The organism is Paenibacillus sp. VCA1 (genome assembly GCF_031583795.1).
GTDB classification, from domain to species: domain Bacteria; phylum Bacillota; class Bacilli; order Paenibacillales; family Paenibacillaceae; genus Paenibacillus_AQ; species Paenibacillus_AQ albilobatus.
Map to the genome: position 1 here is coordinate 46150 of NZ_JAVLSX010000010.1, position 18686 is coordinate 64835.

Annotated in this window: 17 protein-coding genes; 1 reads left to right on the top strand and 16 read right to left on the bottom strand. The window is 56.1% G+C overall.

What is annotated here, in order from left to right; all coding sequences use genetic code 11:
• Positions 1-10: 10 nt before the first annotated feature.
• The 15 genes from RJP21_RS21915 to RJP21_RS21985 all read right to left on the bottom strand — a co-directional run bounded on the left by RJP21_RS21915 (position 11) and on the right by RJP21_RS21985 (position 16815).
• A complete protein-coding gene (locus tag RJP21_RS21915) occupies positions 11-1372 on the bottom strand; it encodes an MATE family efflux transporter (RefSeq protein WP_310861193.1) in 1362 nt (453 codons plus the stop codon).
• A 46-nt stretch (positions 1373-1418) separates the two neighbouring features.
• On the bottom strand, positions 1419-2441 hold the full coding sequence (locus RJP21_RS21920; protein WP_310861194.1) for a LacI family DNA-binding transcriptional regulator: 1023 nt from the start codon (positions 2439-2441) through the stop codon (positions 1419-1421).
• 21 nt (positions 2442-2462) lie between these two features.
• The gene (locus RJP21_RS21925; RefSeq protein ID WP_310861195.1) at positions 2463-3185 is read right to left on the bottom strand and encodes a glycerophosphodiester phosphodiesterase; all 723 of its coding nucleotides are present in this window, start codon (positions 3183-3185) and stop codon (positions 2463-2465) included.
• 61 nt (positions 3186-3246) lie between these two features.
• Complete coding sequence (locus RJP21_RS21930) at positions 3247-4245, bottom strand: CehA/McbA family metallohydrolase (RefSeq protein ID WP_310861196.1); 999 nt, start codon at positions 4243-4245, stop codon at positions 3247-3249.
• A complete protein-coding gene (locus RJP21_RS21935; RefSeq protein WP_310861197.1) occupies positions 4226-4708 on the bottom strand; it encodes a hypothetical protein in 483 nt (160 codons plus the stop codon). The genes RJP21_RS21930 and RJP21_RS21935 overlap by 20 nt, the downstream gene beginning before the upstream one ends.
• A 17-nt stretch (positions 4709-4725) precedes the next feature.
• Positions 4726-5619 carry an ABC transporter permease gene (locus RJP21_RS21940; RefSeq protein ID WP_310861198.1) on the bottom strand — a complete coding sequence of 298 codons (894 nt, stop codon included), beginning with the start codon at positions 5617-5619 and terminating at the stop codon, positions 4726-4728.
• Positions 5616-6806, bottom strand: coding sequence for an extracellular solute-binding protein (locus tag RJP21_RS21945; protein ID WP_310861199.1), 1191 nt, complete (start codon positions 6804-6806; stop codon positions 5616-5618). The genes RJP21_RS21940 and RJP21_RS21945 overlap by 4 nt, the downstream gene beginning before the upstream one ends.
• Before the next feature lie 27 nt (positions 6807-6833).
• On the bottom strand, positions 6834-7874 hold the full coding sequence (locus RJP21_RS21950) for an ABC transporter ATP-binding protein (protein ID WP_310861200.1): 1041 nt from the start codon (positions 7872-7874) through the stop codon (positions 6834-6836).
• A 15-nt stretch (positions 7875-7889) separates the two neighbouring features.
• A complete protein-coding gene (locus RJP21_RS21955) occupies positions 7890-8714 on the bottom strand; it encodes an ABC transporter permease (RefSeq protein WP_310861201.1) in 825 nt (274 codons plus the stop codon).
• A 394-nt stretch (positions 8715-9108) separates the two neighbouring features.
• Positions 9109-10944: a UbiD family decarboxylase gene (locus RJP21_RS21960; protein ID WP_310861202.1), complete on the bottom strand. Its 1836-nt coding sequence runs from the start codon at positions 10942-10944 to the stop codon at positions 9109-9111.
• 247 nt (positions 10945-11191) lie between these two features.
• Positions 11192-11821 carry a nitroreductase family protein gene (locus tag RJP21_RS21965; RefSeq protein WP_310861203.1) on the bottom strand — a complete coding sequence of 210 codons (630 nt, stop codon included), beginning with the start codon at positions 11819-11821 and terminating at the stop codon, positions 11192-11194.
• 184 nt (positions 11822-12005) lie between these two features.
• A complete protein-coding gene (locus RJP21_RS21970) occupies positions 12006-12623 on the bottom strand; it encodes a LysE/ArgO family amino acid transporter (RefSeq protein WP_310861204.1) in 618 nt (205 codons plus the stop codon).
• A 191-nt stretch (positions 12624-12814) separates the two neighbouring features.
• Positions 12815-14008 carry an acyl-CoA dehydrogenase family protein gene (locus RJP21_RS21975; protein ID WP_310861205.1) on the bottom strand — a complete coding sequence of 398 codons (1194 nt, stop codon included), beginning with the start codon at positions 14006-14008 and terminating at the stop codon, positions 12815-12817.
• A 289-nt stretch (positions 14009-14297) separates the two neighbouring features.
• Positions 14298-15530 carry an amidohydrolase gene (locus RJP21_RS21980; protein WP_310861206.1) on the bottom strand — a complete coding sequence of 411 codons (1233 nt, stop codon included), beginning with the start codon at positions 15528-15530 and terminating at the stop codon, positions 14298-14300.
• A gap of 49 nt (positions 15531-15579) precedes the next feature.
• Positions 15580-16815, bottom strand: coding sequence for an amidohydrolase (locus RJP21_RS21985; protein ID WP_310861207.1), 1236 nt, complete (start codon positions 16813-16815; stop codon positions 15580-15582).
• Positions 16816-16990: 175 nt separating this feature from the next.
• Between RJP21_RS21985 and RJP21_RS21990 the strand changes: the two genes are divergently transcribed.
• Entirely contained in the window at positions 16991-17872 is an 882-nt protein-coding gene (locus RJP21_RS21990) for a LysR family transcriptional regulator (RefSeq protein WP_310861208.1), read from the top strand.
• A gap of 192 nt (positions 17873-18064) precedes the next feature.
• On the opposite strand, the gene RJP21_RS21995 is transcribed toward RJP21_RS21990, so the two are convergent.
• Positions 18065-18622 (bottom strand): NADPH-dependent FMN reductase, encoded by a 558-nt coding sequence (locus tag RJP21_RS21995; protein WP_310861209.1) that lies wholly within the window; start codon positions 18620-18622, stop codon positions 18065-18067.
• Positions 18623-18686: the final 64 nt, after the last annotated feature.

The window sequence follows — 18686 nt, forward strand, 5'->3', positions numbered from 1 at the left end:
CTGCCGGCAGTTACAGCGAAACCTCTCCGCTCACCACGGCATGCCGGATGCGCCGCCATTTCTGCGAACGCCAGCGCAGCACCATCGCCGCGCCGCGCAGCCATTCGTCGGCGATAAATGCCAGCCAAATGCCCGGAATGCCAAGACCGCAGACGATCCCAAACAGGTAAGCAAGCGGGATGCTGATGCCCCACATGGAGACAAGCCCGGCGTACACCGGGAATTTGACGTCGCCTGCGGCGTTGAGCGCACTGATCACGATGACGTTGCAGGCGCGTGCCGCCTCGAGAACCAGCGACAGCAGCAGCAGGGTTCGGCCGAGGCGGATCACCTCCGGATCGGCCGTAAACAAGCCCAGGAGCGGCTTGGAAAAGATGACGAGCAAGCTGCCGGCTCCGAACGCAATCAGCAGTCCGGTCCGCAAATGGCGGTAACAGACGCGATATGCATCATCCTGCCTGTTCCCGCCGATCAGCCGTCCGATCAGGATCGATGTCGCCTGTCCGATGGAAGCCGAAAACAGAAACACGAATGTCGTCATATTCTGCGTGTATATTTTCGTTGTAAGTGCGGATGCGCCGAGCATCGATACGAAATACGTGATGAAAATTTGCGAAACCTGATACGAAATGTTTTCCCCTGCCGACGGGATCCCGATGCGAAGCAAATCTTTGATCACGCTCCGGGGCAGCCGGAAGGCGGCACGGAACGAAAGCGGATGCCGCATCATTTTGGCCAGCATGATGGCCGCGATGGCGACCCCGATCAACCGGCTGGCGTCCGTGGCGATGGCCACGCCGTGGACCCCAAGCACCGGTATGCCGAGCGGACCGTACAAAAATAAATAATTCCCGGCGATATTCAGGAAAATGACCGTGAAGGTCAGCAGCAGCATTTGTTTTACGTAACCGTGCATCCGCAAAATCGTATCCGCCGTGAGGATCAACGCGGGGGCGAAGGAGCACATGCCCGTCAGCGTCAGAAACGCGGCGCCGTCGGACATCAGCTCGGACGGCAGCTTCAGCAGCTGCAGGAGCGGTTTCGCAAAAACGGGCAGGGCGACGCTGACGGCGATTCCGAGCCCCAGGTTCAGGCCGATCGATAACGATGCAAGTATGGACGCCTCCCGCTCCTTGCCCGCCCCCAGCAGCTGGGAAATCAGGATGCCAAGGCCAAGCGTCACGAACCCGAACAGCAAATTCGCCGCGGCGATGATCTGATTGGCGACGCCGACCGCGGCTACCGCTTCGTCCGAATAGTTGCCCAGCATCAGCGTATCGATATTCAAAATGATAGCTTGCAAAAACTGTTCCAAAAAGATGGGCCAGGTGAGTCCCCATAACGTAAAAGTTTGTTCTTGTTGTTTTTTCATACCGCCCGCCTTTTGTTTCTTGTCCTGCACGAATTTTTGGCGCTTCTCACGCTTCGATGCGGCGGCAGCTGCCCCGCTCCACCAGCTCATGGCCGAGGACGACCGTCTTCATCCGGTCCTTTCTCCATAACTCCCCTTCATCCTCGATCATCTCCAGCAGCAATTCGACGGTACGCTCACTGATTTGCTCCACGGGCTGGCGGATCGTCGTCAGCCTCGGCCTCACGATATCGGCGATTTGGCTGCCGTCAAAGCCGATGACGGAGATGTCGCCGGGGACATGAAGCCCATGGTCCCGGATGCAGTTCACGGCCCCTGCCGCCATGTCGTCGCTTGCCGCCAAGACGGCGGTGAATTCGCCGCGCGCTTCCCCAAGCAGTTCGGCCATTAACCGGTAGCCGGTGTCCAGCTTGTAATCGCCATGGCGGATCAAGGTTTCCTTCAACCCGATTCCGTGATCCCTGCACGCGGCCGTATATCCCTCCATCCGCCTCAACCCTGCGCACACATCTCTCGGATCGCCTGCGATCATCGCAATTTTTCGGTGTCCCTGGGCAATCAAATAAGAGGCTGCATCGTATCCCGCCTGAAAATCATCGATGATGACGGTCGGCAGATTCATGCCCAAATCGGCGTGAACCACAAGCGGGATATCCGTTTTGTTCAAAAAATTTTCGATGTCCCCGTTCAGCTTTTCATGCATGAGGACCATGCCGTCCACGCGCATCTCCTGATAAATGTTCAAATATTTCACGACCTTGCCGGTGTCCTCGACGATGTTGGACACGAGCAGGTTGTAACCCCGTCGGCCGGCTATCTCTTCGATCCGGCTCAAAATCATCGCCTGAAAATTGGACGTTATATCCGGTATGATGACGCCGATCAGATTGGTTTTGTTCCGCTTCAAGCTTTTGGCGATCAGGCTCGGCGAATAGTTCAGCTCTTCGATCGCCCGGCGCACTTTCTTCTCCAGCTTTTCGCTGACGTGTTCGCCGTTGTTCAGCACGCGGGAGACGCTGGTGACGGAAACGCCCGCCGCGCGCGCCACGTCTTTGATTTTTACAGCCATATCAACTTCTCCAATTGTTCATCATCGTAATTCCCGATCGGGAGCCCATTGCCTTCTTAGCGCAGAGGCACCCGATACGTCAAGCACGGACACCGCATCCACGCCCATGTCCGCAAAAGCCTTCAGACCCCCGACGTCCTGCAGCGTATAAATCCACACCCGGAGGCCGTACTCATGGGCAATCCGCACAAGAGAATCGCGGCAGGAAGGGAAATCCGCGTTGATCCCGGCGCATCCGGCCTGTTTCGCCCGGGTGCATATCTCTTCGGCGGCCGCCTCATAGACGGCAGAACCCAGCTCGCTTAAGCTTTCGGGCGTATTCCGCATCACCCGGGCACGAAAAGGCGTCTTCACAATCCGGTCCGTCGCGCCGGTAAAATAAATCTGCTCCCACATGTCCAAGGTCTCAAGCAGCTTTACCGCAGGCAGGGCGGCCGCGTCATTTTTGATGTCCAGGTTAAACGATGCGGTCGTCCTTTTAAAGCGGACGAGCACATCCTCCAGTTTCACAAGACGTTTTCCCGCCTCAAGCCGAAGCGGATTTTCCTCCACCAACTCCTCATAAGTGCAGGACGAAAATGCGGGATGATCGTCATGATGCAGCACGCATACGCCGTCTTTCGTCGCTTGAACGTCGACCTCCAGCACGTCGGCACCGGCATCCCATCCGGCAAGGCAGGATTCCAGCGTATTGTCCGGCGTGCCTTCGCACCCGGTATGCGCGATAATCAGCGGCACATTCATGAAACAACCTCCTTCATATCCCCGCAAAGCGGGGCTTTTGCGCTGACGATGATTCAGGTACTTATTTAAAATAAACGGGATTTGTAAAAGCAATGGTCGCCAAGGCTCCGTTCAGCATGCCGGAAAGACGGATCCGCATCCACTTCAAGCCTTTGGCGCCGAAGGAACATCGAATTTCGTCCGCTCCTTCCTTGACCGGCAGCCGCAGCATTTCCCCGGCATTCGTTTCGACGATGATGACTCGTCCTTGCTCATCCGTGCCCAACCGGCGACCCGTATGCGCCGCTGGGGTCACCCGCACCGTCAGCTCGCAGCTTGCATCCGCCCCGGCGTTTTCCGCGTCGACGACGTCACCGATTCCGTAGCTGCCTTCGCCGCACGTCATCTGCAGCTCAAGCAGCGGCCCCATGCTCACGCAAATCCGGCCGGAGCGAATCGCGTCCACCACGTCCTCCGTGCCGGGCAGTCCGGCTTCACGGACAAGTCCGAGGAAGGTAAATGCCGGCGGATCATCCTCATCGGACGAACGGTGCCAATCCCGCCCCGCCGTCCCCGATATCCGGTACCCTTCGTTGAGCAGCCGGGTCCACATGTCGAACGCAGGCGCGTTATGGTTCCGCATCGGAGGTAGCGTTTCGTGCCATACCTCCATATAATCGATCCGGCTCCAATCCTGCACGGCATACTCCCAATGGCAGCCGGTGCAGATCGGGCTCCCCAAGCTGAACGGATGCGCAATGCCCACAATGCCTCCCTGCCGATGCACCCTGTCGATTCCTTTATGAATATCGGTCGGTCCCAAATCGCGCCATTCGGAATAAGGAACGCCAAGCGTCAGCATATGGCCGTAAAAGGTCGTCCACTCGAGCCCGGGAATCACGGCGACGCCCGTTTCTTCCGTGACCGAAGCCGCATCGGCCATGCCCGACGTGGTGTTATGGTCCGTCAGCGCAATGCCGCTTAGGCCGAGCTCCCGGGCTTTTGTACACATTTCGAGCAGCGTATGCGTGCCGTCGCTGTGCGGCGTATGGGTATGCAGCTCAAACGGAAGCCATCTCATGTCCCGTTCCCCCTTCCCCGATCCGGAGCCGATAGCGGCATTCCGGCGTCACGACGCAGTGAACGCTGATCGTCACCTTCCACACGCCCTCCGATACCTTTCCGGCGAAAAAACCGGGCGAAGCGGTTTGCGGCGACAACACGTGGCGCTGGTGGTTCGGATGACGGTGCGCCGATCCCCGGAATCCGTCCGGATCGTCGACGGAAAGCGTCAACAGGTTTTGCAGCGGATGGAATTTTTCCCACTGCGGCAAATAGATTTCTTGAAGCGCTGGATCGACGTATTTCCGGATCGCTTCCTCGATCAGCGGTTTGGAGGTTTCCTTGTCATCCATTGTTTTCGGGTCATACGCAAAATCAATTTCCAGAATGTCGATTCCTTCGGGAATATACAGCTGGTACGTGATATGCGTTTTGGAACTAAGCGGGCTCAAAGCCCCTTCGACCGTCAGCAGCTCTTTCATGCGCGATTCCCGCCTTTCTACCGTTCTTCCTTCATCATATTGCGGATATAAAAATATCCGACCAGAGAACAAATCGCGAACATAAACACGGCGCAGGCGCTGGCAATGCCCGTTTCATAATAGACCGAAAACTGCTGCTGCATCGCCACGCCGAGCACCTGCGGCGCATTCGGCCCGATGAGGAACGGCGCGGTGAAGCTGCCGATGACGCCCATCACGACAAAGGTCGCGGCCACAAGCATCGATTTGAACGTCATCGGGAAAATAATACGGAAAAAAATTTGCATTTTTCCCGCTCCGATATCCTTGGCGCTTTCGATGACCGAATTCGGCACGCCGGACAAAGCCGAGCTCAGCATCATCGTCGCAAACGGGATGTTAAACCATAAATTCGCGAGCAGCAGCCCTTTATAGTCGTACAGTATTTTCATGAAAGGGGCGTCCGTGAACAGCAGCAGGATGCGCGCCAGCCAGCCGTGATTCCCATACATGTTGATCATTCCGTACGTGGCGATGACGGAAGGGATAAACATCGGGATGTAGTACAGCTTTTCGATCCATCCCGCGAGCCTGCCCGTCGAAAATCTTAAAAACACGGCCAGCATGTACGCAATGACGAGCACGATCACCGACGAGACCACGGTCAAATTCAAGGTATACAAAATATTGGCTTTCATGCCCGGATCGGTAAACAAATATTTGTAATTGTCCCACGTAAACGCGCCGTCGCTTCCGGTCAGGCTCTCCCGGATCGAGGTCGCGATCGGCACCACGATCATAAAAAGCAGCAGGAGAAAGGAAGGAATCACCATGGCGAGCCCCAGCGCGGAACGCTTGGCTCCGCGGCCGTTCAACGCCGTTTTCAGCGGTTTTCCCGTTTCGAGAGGCATGTTCAGTCCTTGCCCGCTCATTGTCCGGCGACTTCCCTTTGCCAGCGTTTCATCGCTTCGGACTCCAGCTCGCCGAGGTTAAAGGAACGGTAACTGACGGAAACGCCCTTGAATTTTTCTTGCAGCTCGCTTGGCATATGGGACCATTCGATGCCCGGGAAGCCGTAAATTTCGTTCACCACTTCCGCTTGGGCTTCCGGACTTAACACGAAATTGATGAAATCGTAAGCCGCTTCTTTATGCTTGGACATGCTTGGCACGGTCAAAAGCCCCGGTCCGCCCGTAAAGGCGGGTTCGATCTGGGCCAGCTTGGTCGTCTCCGGCAGCAGCTTTTTGTTGATCTGCTCAAGCGCCATATCGGACCAGGCCGGGATCATGTCGACTTCCCCGTTCGCAAGCAGGTCGAGCGTTCCCTGGTTTTTCTTCGGATAAACGCCCTTCTGATACATGTCTTTGCCAAGCGCCTTCAGCTGTTCGAATCCTTTGTCCCATTCCTTCATGATGTTGGGATCCTGATTGTGGATCGCGTCTTCCGGCAGGGATTTGTACAGCGTCGTCAGCACGAACGATTCGCCGGAGCCTCCCGTTGCCGGATCATTGTAGGCAAACCGTCCCGGATGCTCATGGATCCACGCGTACAAATCGTCGAGCGTTTTCGGCGGGGAAGGCACCTTCTCGCTGTTATAGGCCAGCAGGACCGAGGAAGAGCGGTAAGGAACGGCTTTATAGTTCAAATCCTTCATGTTCGCCGGGTTCATCAGGCTGAGGTTCGGAATCTGCTGCTCGCTCAGGCTTTCGAACACCCCGTCTTTTTTGTCGGCGGCCATGTCGGATCCTCCGTTGGCTTCGTACAAATCGACGTCGACGCTGTCTTTCCCCGCGCGTTTGGCGGCAACGATGCGGTTCATCGTCGCCTGTTCGCCTTGACCGGAAGGAATGTACACCAGCTTGACCTTCACCTTATCCTGCTTCTGCTCGTACATGTCCTTCAAATGTTCCCACAGCTCCTGCACGTTTTGCGAGCCGCTGAAATAAAACGAAATTTCCGTCGGGCTGCCGGAGCCGCCGCCCGAAGCGCCCCCCGCTGCGGAGGCGTCCGCGCCGTTTTTGCCTGCTCCGGAAGAGCAGCCGGCAAGAAGCGTCGCGGCCGCCAAAGTTGCAAGAAGCATCGCTTTCCCTTTACGTTTGAATCCACGGTTCATACTCATCGCTAAAGTTCCTCCTAGTCAGCTCGTTTAATGGGATGTTTTTGCAAATGCCTTGTATTTGCCGAATGTCAAGGATACCGCTTGTCCGCCGGTCAGCCGTCCCGCTTCCTCGCGGGGCAGGAACATCCTCAGCATGCCGGACTCCGTCAGGAGCGTAATTTCCGCGTAATGCCCCAGAATCATCACCTGCTTGACCGCAGCGGCCAGACCGGGGCGGGAAGGATCGTCCCACTTGACGTCTTCGGGACGGACCGCAACGACGACCTCTCCCCGCAATCCGTCCGGATTGGCGAGGCGGTACCGGTTCAGCCGGATGCCTTCCTCGTCCGCCATGCCGTCCAGCATGTTCATGCGGCCGATGAAATTGGCGACGAACAACGTCGCCGGCGCATCGTAAATATGCTGCGGGGACGCGGATTGTTCGATGTTTCCGCGATTCATGACGATGATCCGGTCGGACAGCGACAACGCCTCCTCCTGGTCATGCGTGACGAACATCATCGTCAGCTTGGCAATGGATTGGATTTCGCGCAATTCCTCGCGCAGCTCGCTTCTCAGCTTCGCATCCAGCGCGGAAAAAGGTTCGTCGAGCAGCAGCACCGCAGGCTCGAGCAGCAGGGCGCGGGCGACGGCCACCCGCTGCTGTTGGCCGCCCGAAAGCTCGCCTGGCCGTTTCTTCTCCGTTCCGGGAAGCCGGACGAGGCGCAGCGCGCGGTCTACCGCTTCCCGGATTTGCTCTTTGCTTTGTTTCCTGATCTTCAAACCGAAGGCCAAATTTTCATAGACGGTCATATGCGGCCACAGATTGTAGCTCTGGAACACCATCGCCGTCGGGCGTTTTTCCGGCGGGAGGTGCAGCACGCTTTTGCCTGCGATTTGAATGTCCCCGGAGTCCGGCTCGAGAAATCCCCCGACGAAACGGAGCACCGTCGTTTTGCCGCAGCCGGAAGGTCCGAGCAGCGTCACGAGCTCCCCGCGGGCGATTTCGAGCGAAATACCGCTTACGCCGTCGCCGGTTTTATAACGTTTCGTTAAATTTTGGATCGATAATTGAATCGGTGCAGTCACTTCCATCCCTCCCTGCTATTTCATGGTGAAGCCGCTGGACATGACGTCCGCGCTGACAAAGCGCCGCGAGACAAACAACAGAATGATCGTCGGCAGCGTGAGCAGGATTGAAAAAACGGCACCTGCGGTGGCCGGATAGTCCTGAACGGCTCCGTACATAATCAACGGCATCGTTTTGTAATCGGGCATGCCGACCATAAACGTTCCTTGGGCTTCATCCAGCGAAGACAGAAACGTGAAGATCGACGCGACGATGATTCCCGGCATAGCCATCGGCAGCGTTACGCTCCGGAACACGCGCAGCGGACCCGCTCCTGCATCCCGCGCGGCCTCTTCCTGCGCTTGATGCACGCTTTTAAAGGAAGCGGACGGAATCCAGGTCATGTACATCAGCGTATTGACGATATGGATCAGCACGACGCCCGCGAACGTGTTCATGAGGCCGACCTTGAAAAAAAGCACCGCGATGGCGACGTACAGGCCCATCTTCGGAAACGCGTTGGTCAGCAGAAACGAAAACAAAAACCAGCGGCTGAGCGGAAACCGGATGCGCGCAAAAGCGTAAGCGGCCGGCACGCAGATGACGATGGACAACGCGGTAACCACGCTCGCAATGAGAAACGACAGACCGATCGATTTCAAAATTTCCGGCTGTGATAGCACGTATTTCCACCAGGTCAACGACCAGCTTTGGGGAAGCGCCGCCGGAAACTGCCATTGCCCCGAAAAAGCGAGCAACGCCAGATTGATCAGCGGCCCCAGAAAAAAGAATATGAACAGGGCGAATATGACGAATTCCAATATTTTCCTACGGCCCCGTTGTTTAAAGTACCAGCTCAAGAACGATCACCTCCAACAATTTTCAAATTGGTATCGATACCAATTTGAACAAACATAATCCGCATGTTTCGCTTTTCCCTTTTCGCCGTCTGGCGGCGATTCCGGCATCGTGCAATGAACGAACGGCCGGGCGGATGCATCCCGCAAAACGTTGGGTTCGAACATTGGTATCGATACCAATTTCATCTTGGAACGTCTTCTCTTGTTGTCCCAGCCTCCTTGTCGCTTATTCCTCCTTAAGCTTAAGGACCGAATGTTAAATCCGTTCCGTATTCCTGTTAACGGGAAGGGCGATTTTTGTTCGGGCAACGTAAGAAACCGCCGAAACAAAAAAAGATCCCACGGCTTTGCATCGCCATGGGATCTTATCTCCAAGTCATTTTTTAAGTCGATGTTATTTCAGTTTCACGTTTTCCAAGCTTGCGCCCTTCGCAAAAAAACGCTCGATGTTTTTTTCCACGCCCGGGTCGGGAACAAGCGGCGGCGCCTGATGCGGTTTGATGCGGGCGTCGATGATCATGTTGTCGCAGCCCCAATGCTTGTGCTCGAAGCCGCTGTTTACGCCGTGCATGTCATGCGACGGGTTGCTGCGCGTAAACGTCACCCACAGGAAATTGGACAACGTGTCGGAAACGAATGTACTGTCGTCGCACAACACGATCATCGGGCAGCCTTCAAGCGGGCCTTGGGCCGCCAACGCTTCGCTCAAAGCTTTCATTTCCCGCTCCGCCTTGTCGTAACTCTCGAAAGCAGGGCCTTGAATCGCAACGACGCCCGGCATGACCAGACGCGGATTTTCATATCCGCGCAAATCTTTTAGCCCTTCGGGCGCTTCGCGGCATAATTCCCGCTTGGCATCCCCGTATGCCGCCAAAACCGCCTTGCTGCCCGTGTTTAAGCCGGTTCCCGAATAATCCAGCGTATCGATCGTCGTATTCGTATAAAAATGAATGTCCCGGCGCAGATCGATCCGCTCCAAAATATAAGTAAAAAATCCGACGATATCATGTGTATCGAGCGGGCGCTTTTCTTCGGCGGTAATAAACAGGTATTTGGCGAGGCTCAATTGTCCCGTTCCCAAAATCCGGTTCGCCAGCGTCAGCATCTCCGTCGGCTGCTTCACGCGCTGGTAAGGCGTATACCGCTCGCTGCCGATGGCCAACAAAAGCGGGTGAACCCCGGCCGCGTCGACGGCATGCACTTCCTTGACCCCCGGAATTTCCTGCTTGATCGCGTCGCCCGTCAGCTCGTGAATAAGCTCCCCGAACGCCGTATCCTCCTGGGGCGGACGCCCGACGACGGTGAACGGCCAAATCGCGTTTTGCTTCGCGTACACTTTATGGACCTTCATCACCGGAAACGGATGCGTCAGGCTGTAATAGCCCAAATGGTCGCCGAACGGCCCTTCCGGTTTCGTGTCGTCCGGGTAAATGTCGCCGGTAATGACAAAATCGGCGTCATGGCTGATGCAATAGCCGTCGACGTAGCTGTACCGGAAACGGCGCCCGGACAAAAGACCCGCAAACAGCATTTCGCTCAAGCCTTCCGGCAAAGGCATGACCGCCGACAACGTATGGGCCGGAGGACCGCCGACAAAGATGCTCACTTTTAAAGGCTCTCCCTTTTTGCTTGCCTTTGCCTGATGGACGCCGATGCCGCGGTGGATCTGGTAATGCAGGCCGATTTCATGATCCGGTTCGTAGTCGTTGCCGCTGAGCTGAATCCGGTACATGCCCAAATTGGAATTCATGAGCCCCGGCTTGTCCGGGTCTTCGGAATACACCTGCGGCAAGGTCACAAAAGCGCCCCCGTCCATCGGCCAGTGCCGGATCTGGGGCAGGTCCGAAATCCGGATTTCCCGAAAGCCGGCGGGGACGCCGCTTCCTTTTTTCATCGGCAATGCCTTCAACGCTCCGATGCCGTTCCCGATATTTTGAAATGGATGCTTCAGCGCCTTCATCGGGTCGTCGCGCAGGGCAATGATCTTTTGGGTGCGATCCCAGGTGCTCCGGAACATGAACTTGCTGCGCGCGATATCGCCGAACAGGTTGGAAACCGCCTTAAATGCCGATCCTTTGACGTTTTCGAACAATAAAGCGGGGCCGCCCGCTTCGTATACCTTCAAATGAACGGCGGCCATCTCCAAATAAGGATCGATTTCTTCTTTGATCCGGACCAAATGTCCGTGTTTTTCAAGGTCAACGATGCATTCTTCCAAATTCCGATACAATGGTATGACTCCAATCTCCATGAGAGTTTGTTCCAGCTTATGACTGGTCGTGCGAAAATACGTTTATTTTAGTTAAAACAAAACTCAGGATGGATGTCAAACCATAACCGCACTTACCGATCTCCAAGGACGGCATGTTCATCATTTTGTAAAATCGGCGCCCGTCGAAGGGCTATTCATCGTCTTCAAATATGTTCCTTTCGTTCAACATGCCTTTAGAAGCCGGTTCGCATGCCTTCCGGTCTCCTCATATTTCGTTATATGTCACGAATTCGCCAATCGGCTTGCGGTATCCGCGCGGCCTTTGCTTTTCCGTGTTTTCTTTTCCGATCGTAATCATCATAACGGGGACGTAACGGTCCGGAATGTTCAGACCCTGCCGCAGCCGTTCGGGATCAAAACCGATCATCGGGCACGTATCCCAGCCTTTGTCCTTGGCGATCAACATGAACAGCATGGCGGACAGGCTCGCGTTGCGGATCGCCTCATCCCGTTTGAACGTGTCGCCGCCCTCCTCGTACATGCGGGTAACGTCCGCAACCGCGGCGTCGAATTCGAATTGGTCGATGACACCCAGGTTCAACAATCCTTCGTTGATCTGCCCGACATTGCGGTAAGCTTCGAGATCCCCCAGCACGACGATGACGGCGGAGCTTGTCAGCACCTTGTGCTGCTTGTTTGCAGCCTCGTAAATGACGTTGTTTTTGATCCCGGGATCGGTAACCGCAAAATAATGCGTATGCTGCAAATTAAAAGCGGAAGGTGCAAATTTGACGAGATTAAACATGTCTTGAAGCTCCTGCTCGCTGATTCGGATATCCGGATGGAACGTATTGGCTGATCTTCTGGCCTGCACTAAATCTTGAAATTGGCTCATGTCAATGACTCCTCTATGTATATTTTCACTGCCCAAATATTGCTTATTTTGTGTCACTAGCTTAATAAAAGTAAGTATTTAAGTCAAGGGCATATCTTCCAGCCATCGGCTAAAAAAGCCACCCGCGAAATTCAAATGAATTCGGGATGGCTTTTGGGCATGGTTGCACAAAATCTTTTCAGTGTTAAATCAGCTTAAACAGCTTCAAAGCAATGTAAACGGCGACGCCCCAAATGACCAGGGCCGACAGCTTGTTGATAACGATTAACAACCGGCCGCCGGAATCCACCTTTCCGACCATTTTTCCCGCGATCGCCAAAGCGAAAAACCAGATCCAGGATACCGCTATCGTGGAGATGGTAAACAGCAGTTTGTCCAAGCCTGTATAACCGAGCGAGCTCGTCCCGATCACGCCGATCGTGTCGAGGATGGCATGGGGGTTCAGAAGGGATACCGACATCGCAAACATCATTTGCTTTTTGGGCGACATCGCCGCTTCACGCCGGTCCAGGCCGGCAGGTTTGCTTTTCCAGATCGACCACCCCATGTATAGCAAAAAAGCGAGCCCGACGATGAAGATGGCCGTTTGCAGCGCGGGAATCGTAAACACGACGACGGACACGCCGAGGACGGCAAGCAGGATAAGCAGCGTGTCGCAGCAGGCGGCCGTAACGATGACCGGTATGGTTCCCCTTAGTTTCGGCTGCGATGCGCCTTGATTAAACACAAACACATTTTGCGCCCCAAGCGGAAGTATGAGCCCCAAAGCCAGCAGAAATCCATGAATGATTGCAGTAAGCATGCGGGCAACAATCCTCTTTCTGTCATAGTATCAAAAATCATGTAACCTATATCCTATCATGCAATTCCCGATCTGTGTATAGCCGATTCGGATCAAACCGCATCATCCGGATATCCGCTCTAGACTGTACCATGCACAAAGAAAAAAGCCCCGGCAATTTGCCGGCGGCTTTAGATGTAATGATTCCGCGCTTAGGAGCGATTTTCCGCATCCTGAATGGCGCGCTGGGCGAGCATGGCCATGACGGAGTCGTCCATCGGCGGGTTATGCAGGCCGGCCCGGACGTCGCGGTACATCCGCTCGAGCGGCAGGCTGCGCGATAAACTCGAACCGCCCACGATTCGCATGGCCAAATCGACGATGCGGATCGCTGCATTCGTCGCCACTGTCTTCGCGAGGCCGAGCTCCGGCTTCATGGAAGCGCGCTCCCCGGGCAGGCGGTCCCAACGGTCGGCGACGCTGTACAGCAGCGTACGGGCGGTGATCCGCTCCTGCTCCATCTCCCCGATTTTCTGCCGGATATGCGGCAGCTCCGCAATCGGTCCGGGCAGGCTGCTCGGCCGGTAGTCCGCGGCAAATTTCACCGCAAAGTCGCGCGCCGCCCAAGCAATGCCCAAATAACAGGCGGGGATGTGCAGCAGCGCGCCGCCATGATCGGACGTTTCCGCCCCACCGTTCGGGACTCCTTCGCACGAGTCGATCCGTGCCTCCTCCGGCACGAACACGCCGTCCAGAAGGAGGTCATGGCTTCCGGTTCCCCTCATGCCAAGCGTATCCCACGTTTCGTCGATGCCGACGCCGGGACCTTTGCGGACGAAAAACGTGCCGATCCTTTCCTCATCCTCGACGAAAGCGGTGACCGTAAACTGGTCCAGCACCGGAATGAGCGAGCTGAACGTTTTGCGGCCGGTTAACACGTAACCGCCTTCGGTTTTGGTCGCCGCCGTTTGCGGGCGGCCGCCCCGGCTCGGGCTGCCCGTGGTTGGTTCGCTTGCGAACTGGTTGATCATCGCGCCCTTTTCCGCGACGCTTCGGCAAAAATCCTCGTACAGCTTCGGCGGCCACGACTGCTTGATTCTCATCTGCAGCACTTGGCTGACATGCCAGCCGACGGCCAGCGCCGTCGACCCGTCCCCTTTTGCCAGCCGCTCCTGCGCCAGCAGCATTTCATATAATGACGCTTCTTCCCCGCCGAACTCCTCCGGCAGCGTCAGCGCCAAATATCCCGCTTCCCGCAAATCGTCAAAGTTTTCAAAGGGAAACGAGCCGTCGCGGTCATGGACTGCGGCCCGTCCCGCAAAGACCGCCGCGAGCCGGTCAGACCTTTCGGCGATTTTTTCTTCGCGCTCATTTCTTACAAACGGATCCGATGACAAGGAATTCATGCGGCATTCTCCCCTCTGCTGCTTTCATTCCTTTTATTGTATACCCTTTTAGTCGGAATTTCCAAAGCCGATAAGGATTTTTCTCCGAAAACGTTTCGCTAGGCCGAAAGCTGCCCGTCGTCCGCCATCCGATCAGGACAGCGATGCAGATTCCGGCTCGTATGCTACTAAACAAAATCACCCTGGACCCCGACGGCGAAGAGTAAACAAAAGACCAAAAAGCCGCAAACACAGGACGTGTTTTGCGGCTTCTGACTTCTTTTGCCTTTATATGAGAAACATGAAAATTTTATCGATCCCGTTCCAATGAACCGGCCACGATAGTCCCTTTGTACAGCGTTGCCGCCCTTTTGGACCTTCTGGCAATGGCTTCGGCGGAGCAAGAGGCCTCCACCAGGACGAGGCTCGCTTCATCCCCTGCTTTCGGCCATGCCTGAACCCCGGTTTCGTCCAGCGGCGTCAAGCCTCCCGTAATGTACCCCAACGCCTGCCCGAGCGAACGCTCGTCCGACCAGCCCGAGATTTCGGCCAAGCGGCCAGCCCGTTCCATGATGTCCCCGTTTCCGAAGGGCGACCAAATGTCGAATACGTTATCGCAGCCGACGGCAACCGAAACGCCGTGGTCATGCAGCAGGCGCACGGGCGGAAACTTTCGGCCCATCGGTACGCTCGTGATGATCGAAATCCCCGCTTCCGCCAGCATATCGGCCATTTCGGCCGCCTGTGAGGCGGGAATATCCCCCAAGCTGAATGCATGGCTGACGGCGACCTTTCCTTGAAGTCCGGCTTCTACGGTAAGCTCCGCCAGACGTTTGATCGTAAAGATGCCCAGGCGGTCCGGGTCATGGAGATGCAGGTCGATGCCCGCATGTTCCTCGGCGGCGATCGTCACCATTGCCTGGAGCGATTTTTCCAAGTCCCCGTCCACCGTCGCCGGGTCGACGCCGCCGACAAACGCGGCTCCGTTCCGCACCGCTTCCCTGACCAGCTTCTCGGCGCCGGAACGAAGCAGGCCCTGCTGAGGAAAAGCCACGATCTCGCAGGACAGCTTGTCCTTGTACAAGCCCAATGCGTGCTGAATCTCCTCCAAATGCGAAAGCCCGACCTCCGGAAAAATGTCCACATGCGTACGGATATGCGTTGCGCCCGACCGGAGCGAAGCCTCCAAATAATTCGCCGCGCTTTCCCGGATCGCGATCGTACGCGATTGGTCAAAGCTTTTCTCCTCGTCCAGCCGCCCGATAATCGACTTCACCGGGGTCACCGCCCTCCATCGGCCGCCAAGCAGCGTTTTGTCCAAATGGCAGTGTTTTTCAATGAAAGAAGGCAGCGCCAGACGGAAGCCTGCGTCCAGCTGCGGCAGCCGATCCTCGATCGGGTCGTCCGCGGAAACGATTTTCGTTATTTTTCCGTCTTCGATCAGAAGATGCCCCACTTCCGTCTCCGTGCCTGCGACGGCGTTATCCTCAACCCGATAACCGCTCTCCAGGCGGACATTGATAAGCCAATAACGTTGTTCCATTGTCGATCATCCTTTCCGTGAGCCGCAGGGCTCCACAAATAAAATGGGTTTAACGAGCAGCGGGGATCGCCCCGGCAGCCAGACGGCCTTTAAAAAAGACCGCTACCCGCTGCGCCCTTCTGGCCACCGCTTCCGCCGAGCAGCTTGCATCCACGAACACGACGCTTGCTTCATCCCCGACGCGCGGCCACGTCTGTTCTCCGCCCCGGTTCAGCGGCGTGATGCCCCCGGTAATATAGCCCAGCGTTTGTCCGAGCTCGACTTCGTCCACCAGATGAAAACGTTCCGCCAAATTTCCCGCCTTTTCCAGCATGTCTCCCCTGCCGAACGGGGACCAATGGTCCGTGATGCTGTCGTCCCCAAGCCATACCTTCACGCCCTGCTCGTGCAGCAGCGGAATCGGGATCGTCCGCCCCAGCGGTACGGAAGAAGCGATCGAAATTCCCAAGCGGGCCAACCGTTCGGCGTGGGCCGCGGCTTTTTCCCGGGGTATATCGGCCAGCGCCAGCGCATGGCTGATGGTCACTCTCCCCTGCCAGCCGGCTTCTTCCGTCAAATCGGCCAGGCGCTGGAACGTAAAGAGGCCCAGATGCCCGCCGTCATGAATATGCAGATCGATGTCCGCATTCGCTTCCACCGCCAGCTCCATCGTGGTTTGCAGCGATTTTTCGATGTCGCCGTCCACGGTGGCCGGATCGACGCCGCCAACCAGCGACGCCCCGTTTCTGAGCGCTTCCCTCATGAGGGAAACCGATTGGCTGAGGAGAAGCCCGTGCTGCGGGAACGCCACGATTTCAATCTCGGCTTTTCCGCTGAAGTCTTCCGCGGCCTGAAGCGTAGCTTCCAGGTTTTTCAGCCCGATGGAAGGGTCGACGTTGCAGTGGCTGCGGATCCGCGTCGTTCCGGCTTGCAGCAGCAGCTCGATCAGCTTGCCTGCGCGTTCCCGGGCCACCGGAAGCTGCCTTGGGAGCAGCGCCCTTTCCTCTTCGAACCGCGTAAAAATGCCGTTCCTCGCGATGCCCGGGGCCTTCCACGGCCCGCCGTAGTAGGTTTTGTCCAAATGGATGTGCATGTCCCGGAACGAAGGAAGCATCAGCTTGCCGTTCATATGCATTTTGGGCAGGTTGTCTTCGAAAACGAACGTTTCTTGTTCAATTTGCGCTATGGTTCCCTTCTCGACCCTGATGTGGTAGATGCCGGTTTCCGTCCCGGTTACCGCTCCGTTTTCCATTTGAAAGCCGGTTTCAAGACGGACGTGGGTCAGCCAAAAATGGTCGCTTCGCATCGGTGTATCCTCCATTCTCTTCTAAGGAAGTTTGGATCCGTTAAAACTATCGGATTGCGTATAAACTATGCTAACATGGGGATAACTATATGAAAAATATTTATTAAATTGCGACAATTAACTTTTTTCATATATATTTTTAGCAGAATGGATGCGAAGCATGGAGGGGAAAGGGATGGACATCAGGCAGTTAAAATATTTTATCGCCATTGTGGAAGAGAGGAAAATATCCGCAGCCGCCCAAAGATTGCATATGTCCCAACCGCCGTTGAGCCAGCAGCTGAAGGCGATGGAAGACGAGCTGGGGACGCGCCTCGTAGAAAGAAGCGGAAAAACGCTGGAGTTGACCGCCTCCGGAAAAGCGCTCTACCAATACGCCCTGCAAATGACGCAGCTGATGGACGAGGCCGTGTCGGAGGTCAAGGAGGTCGGCAGGGGCGCCAAAGGCAGCCTGAACATCGGGATCAACACGTTGTCGTCCGTTGAATTGCCCGATCTGCTGCACCGATTCCAGGCCCGTCACCCGCATGTAACCTATAAAATCCAGCAAAACGAATCGTCCCGCCTGTGCGAACTGGTCAAAAGCCGGGTGCTGGAGCTTGCGATCATCCGCCTGCCCCTGGAGCTGGACGCTTTTTCGGTCATCCACCTGGATACGGAGCCGTTTTATTTTCTCGCTTCAATGGAGAAGCCGGGAATCGGCCCGGAAATCGACCTCTCCGACCTGCGGGAGGAGCCGCTGATGCTTCCGAGCACGGAAGGGCTGGGCGTCCACTACACCATCCATATGGCGTTTACCGCCCGGCAAATCAAACCGAACATCGTCGCCGAATGCTCCGACATTCCGCTGCTGCTCAAGCTGGTATCTTCGGGTTTCGGCACGGCGATCGTGCCCGAAACGGTCGCCCGCCAGCTTGAAGGCCGGAATATACGCGCAAGCAAAATAACGGATCCCCGGCTGTCCGCGGCGTCGGGATTGATATGGCTTAAAGGGCATCATCTGTCCGCGACGGCCCAGCATTTTGTCGAGATGATGAAGGAACGGCATACGCATTGAAATGTACGGGGCATGCAATGAAACCTTCCTACTGGAGCGCAATCTCCTTTGGAGTTCTGTAGCGGAAAAATAGCCGATGCCAATCATTGACAAAACACCGTCAATGTCATTTTGAAGAAGACTGTCCGCCTCCCGGTATCCTAAAAAAGCGAAAACACGCCGCTGCCGGCGTGTTTTCGCTTTTTTCTGCATTTATCGGCGAAGCGTTCCGAGTGCGCCGCTCCAGGCAACCACCTGGTCCAGCATGGTATTCAGGACGCCTTCCTGATAAGGCGCAGGTTTAAAGACGGTGTAGTTTTCAAAATCCCCGTTAAAGGTCAAGCCGACCTGGGCGCGGACGACGGCCAGCATCAGCTCGCCGGCGATCAGGCGAAGGTTTTCGGCGGCCCGCACCCCGCCTCCTCCGCCGTATCCTACGATTCCCGCGGCCTTATTGTTCCATTCGTAATATAAGTAATCGATCGCGTTTTTGAGCGCGCCCGAGATTGCATGGTTGTATTCCGGCGTCAGAAACACGTACCCGTCAAAGGATTTGATTTTCTCCGACCAAGCGATCGTATGGGGTTTCGTGTATTGGCCCGATGCGGCCCCCATCGGCTCATCCAGCAGCGGCAGGTTGTAATCCGCAATGTCGACGATTTCGAATCTGGCGTCCTCCCGCCGCTTCGCGATCTCGTACACCCATTCCGCCACGGCCTTCCCGTTGCGCCCCGGGCGCGTGCTTCCAATGATAATGGCAATATTCAACATATGTTTCTCCTCCTCGTTTGTATTGGATGATGCTTATGAATAAATAGCGAATCGCCTTATCGAA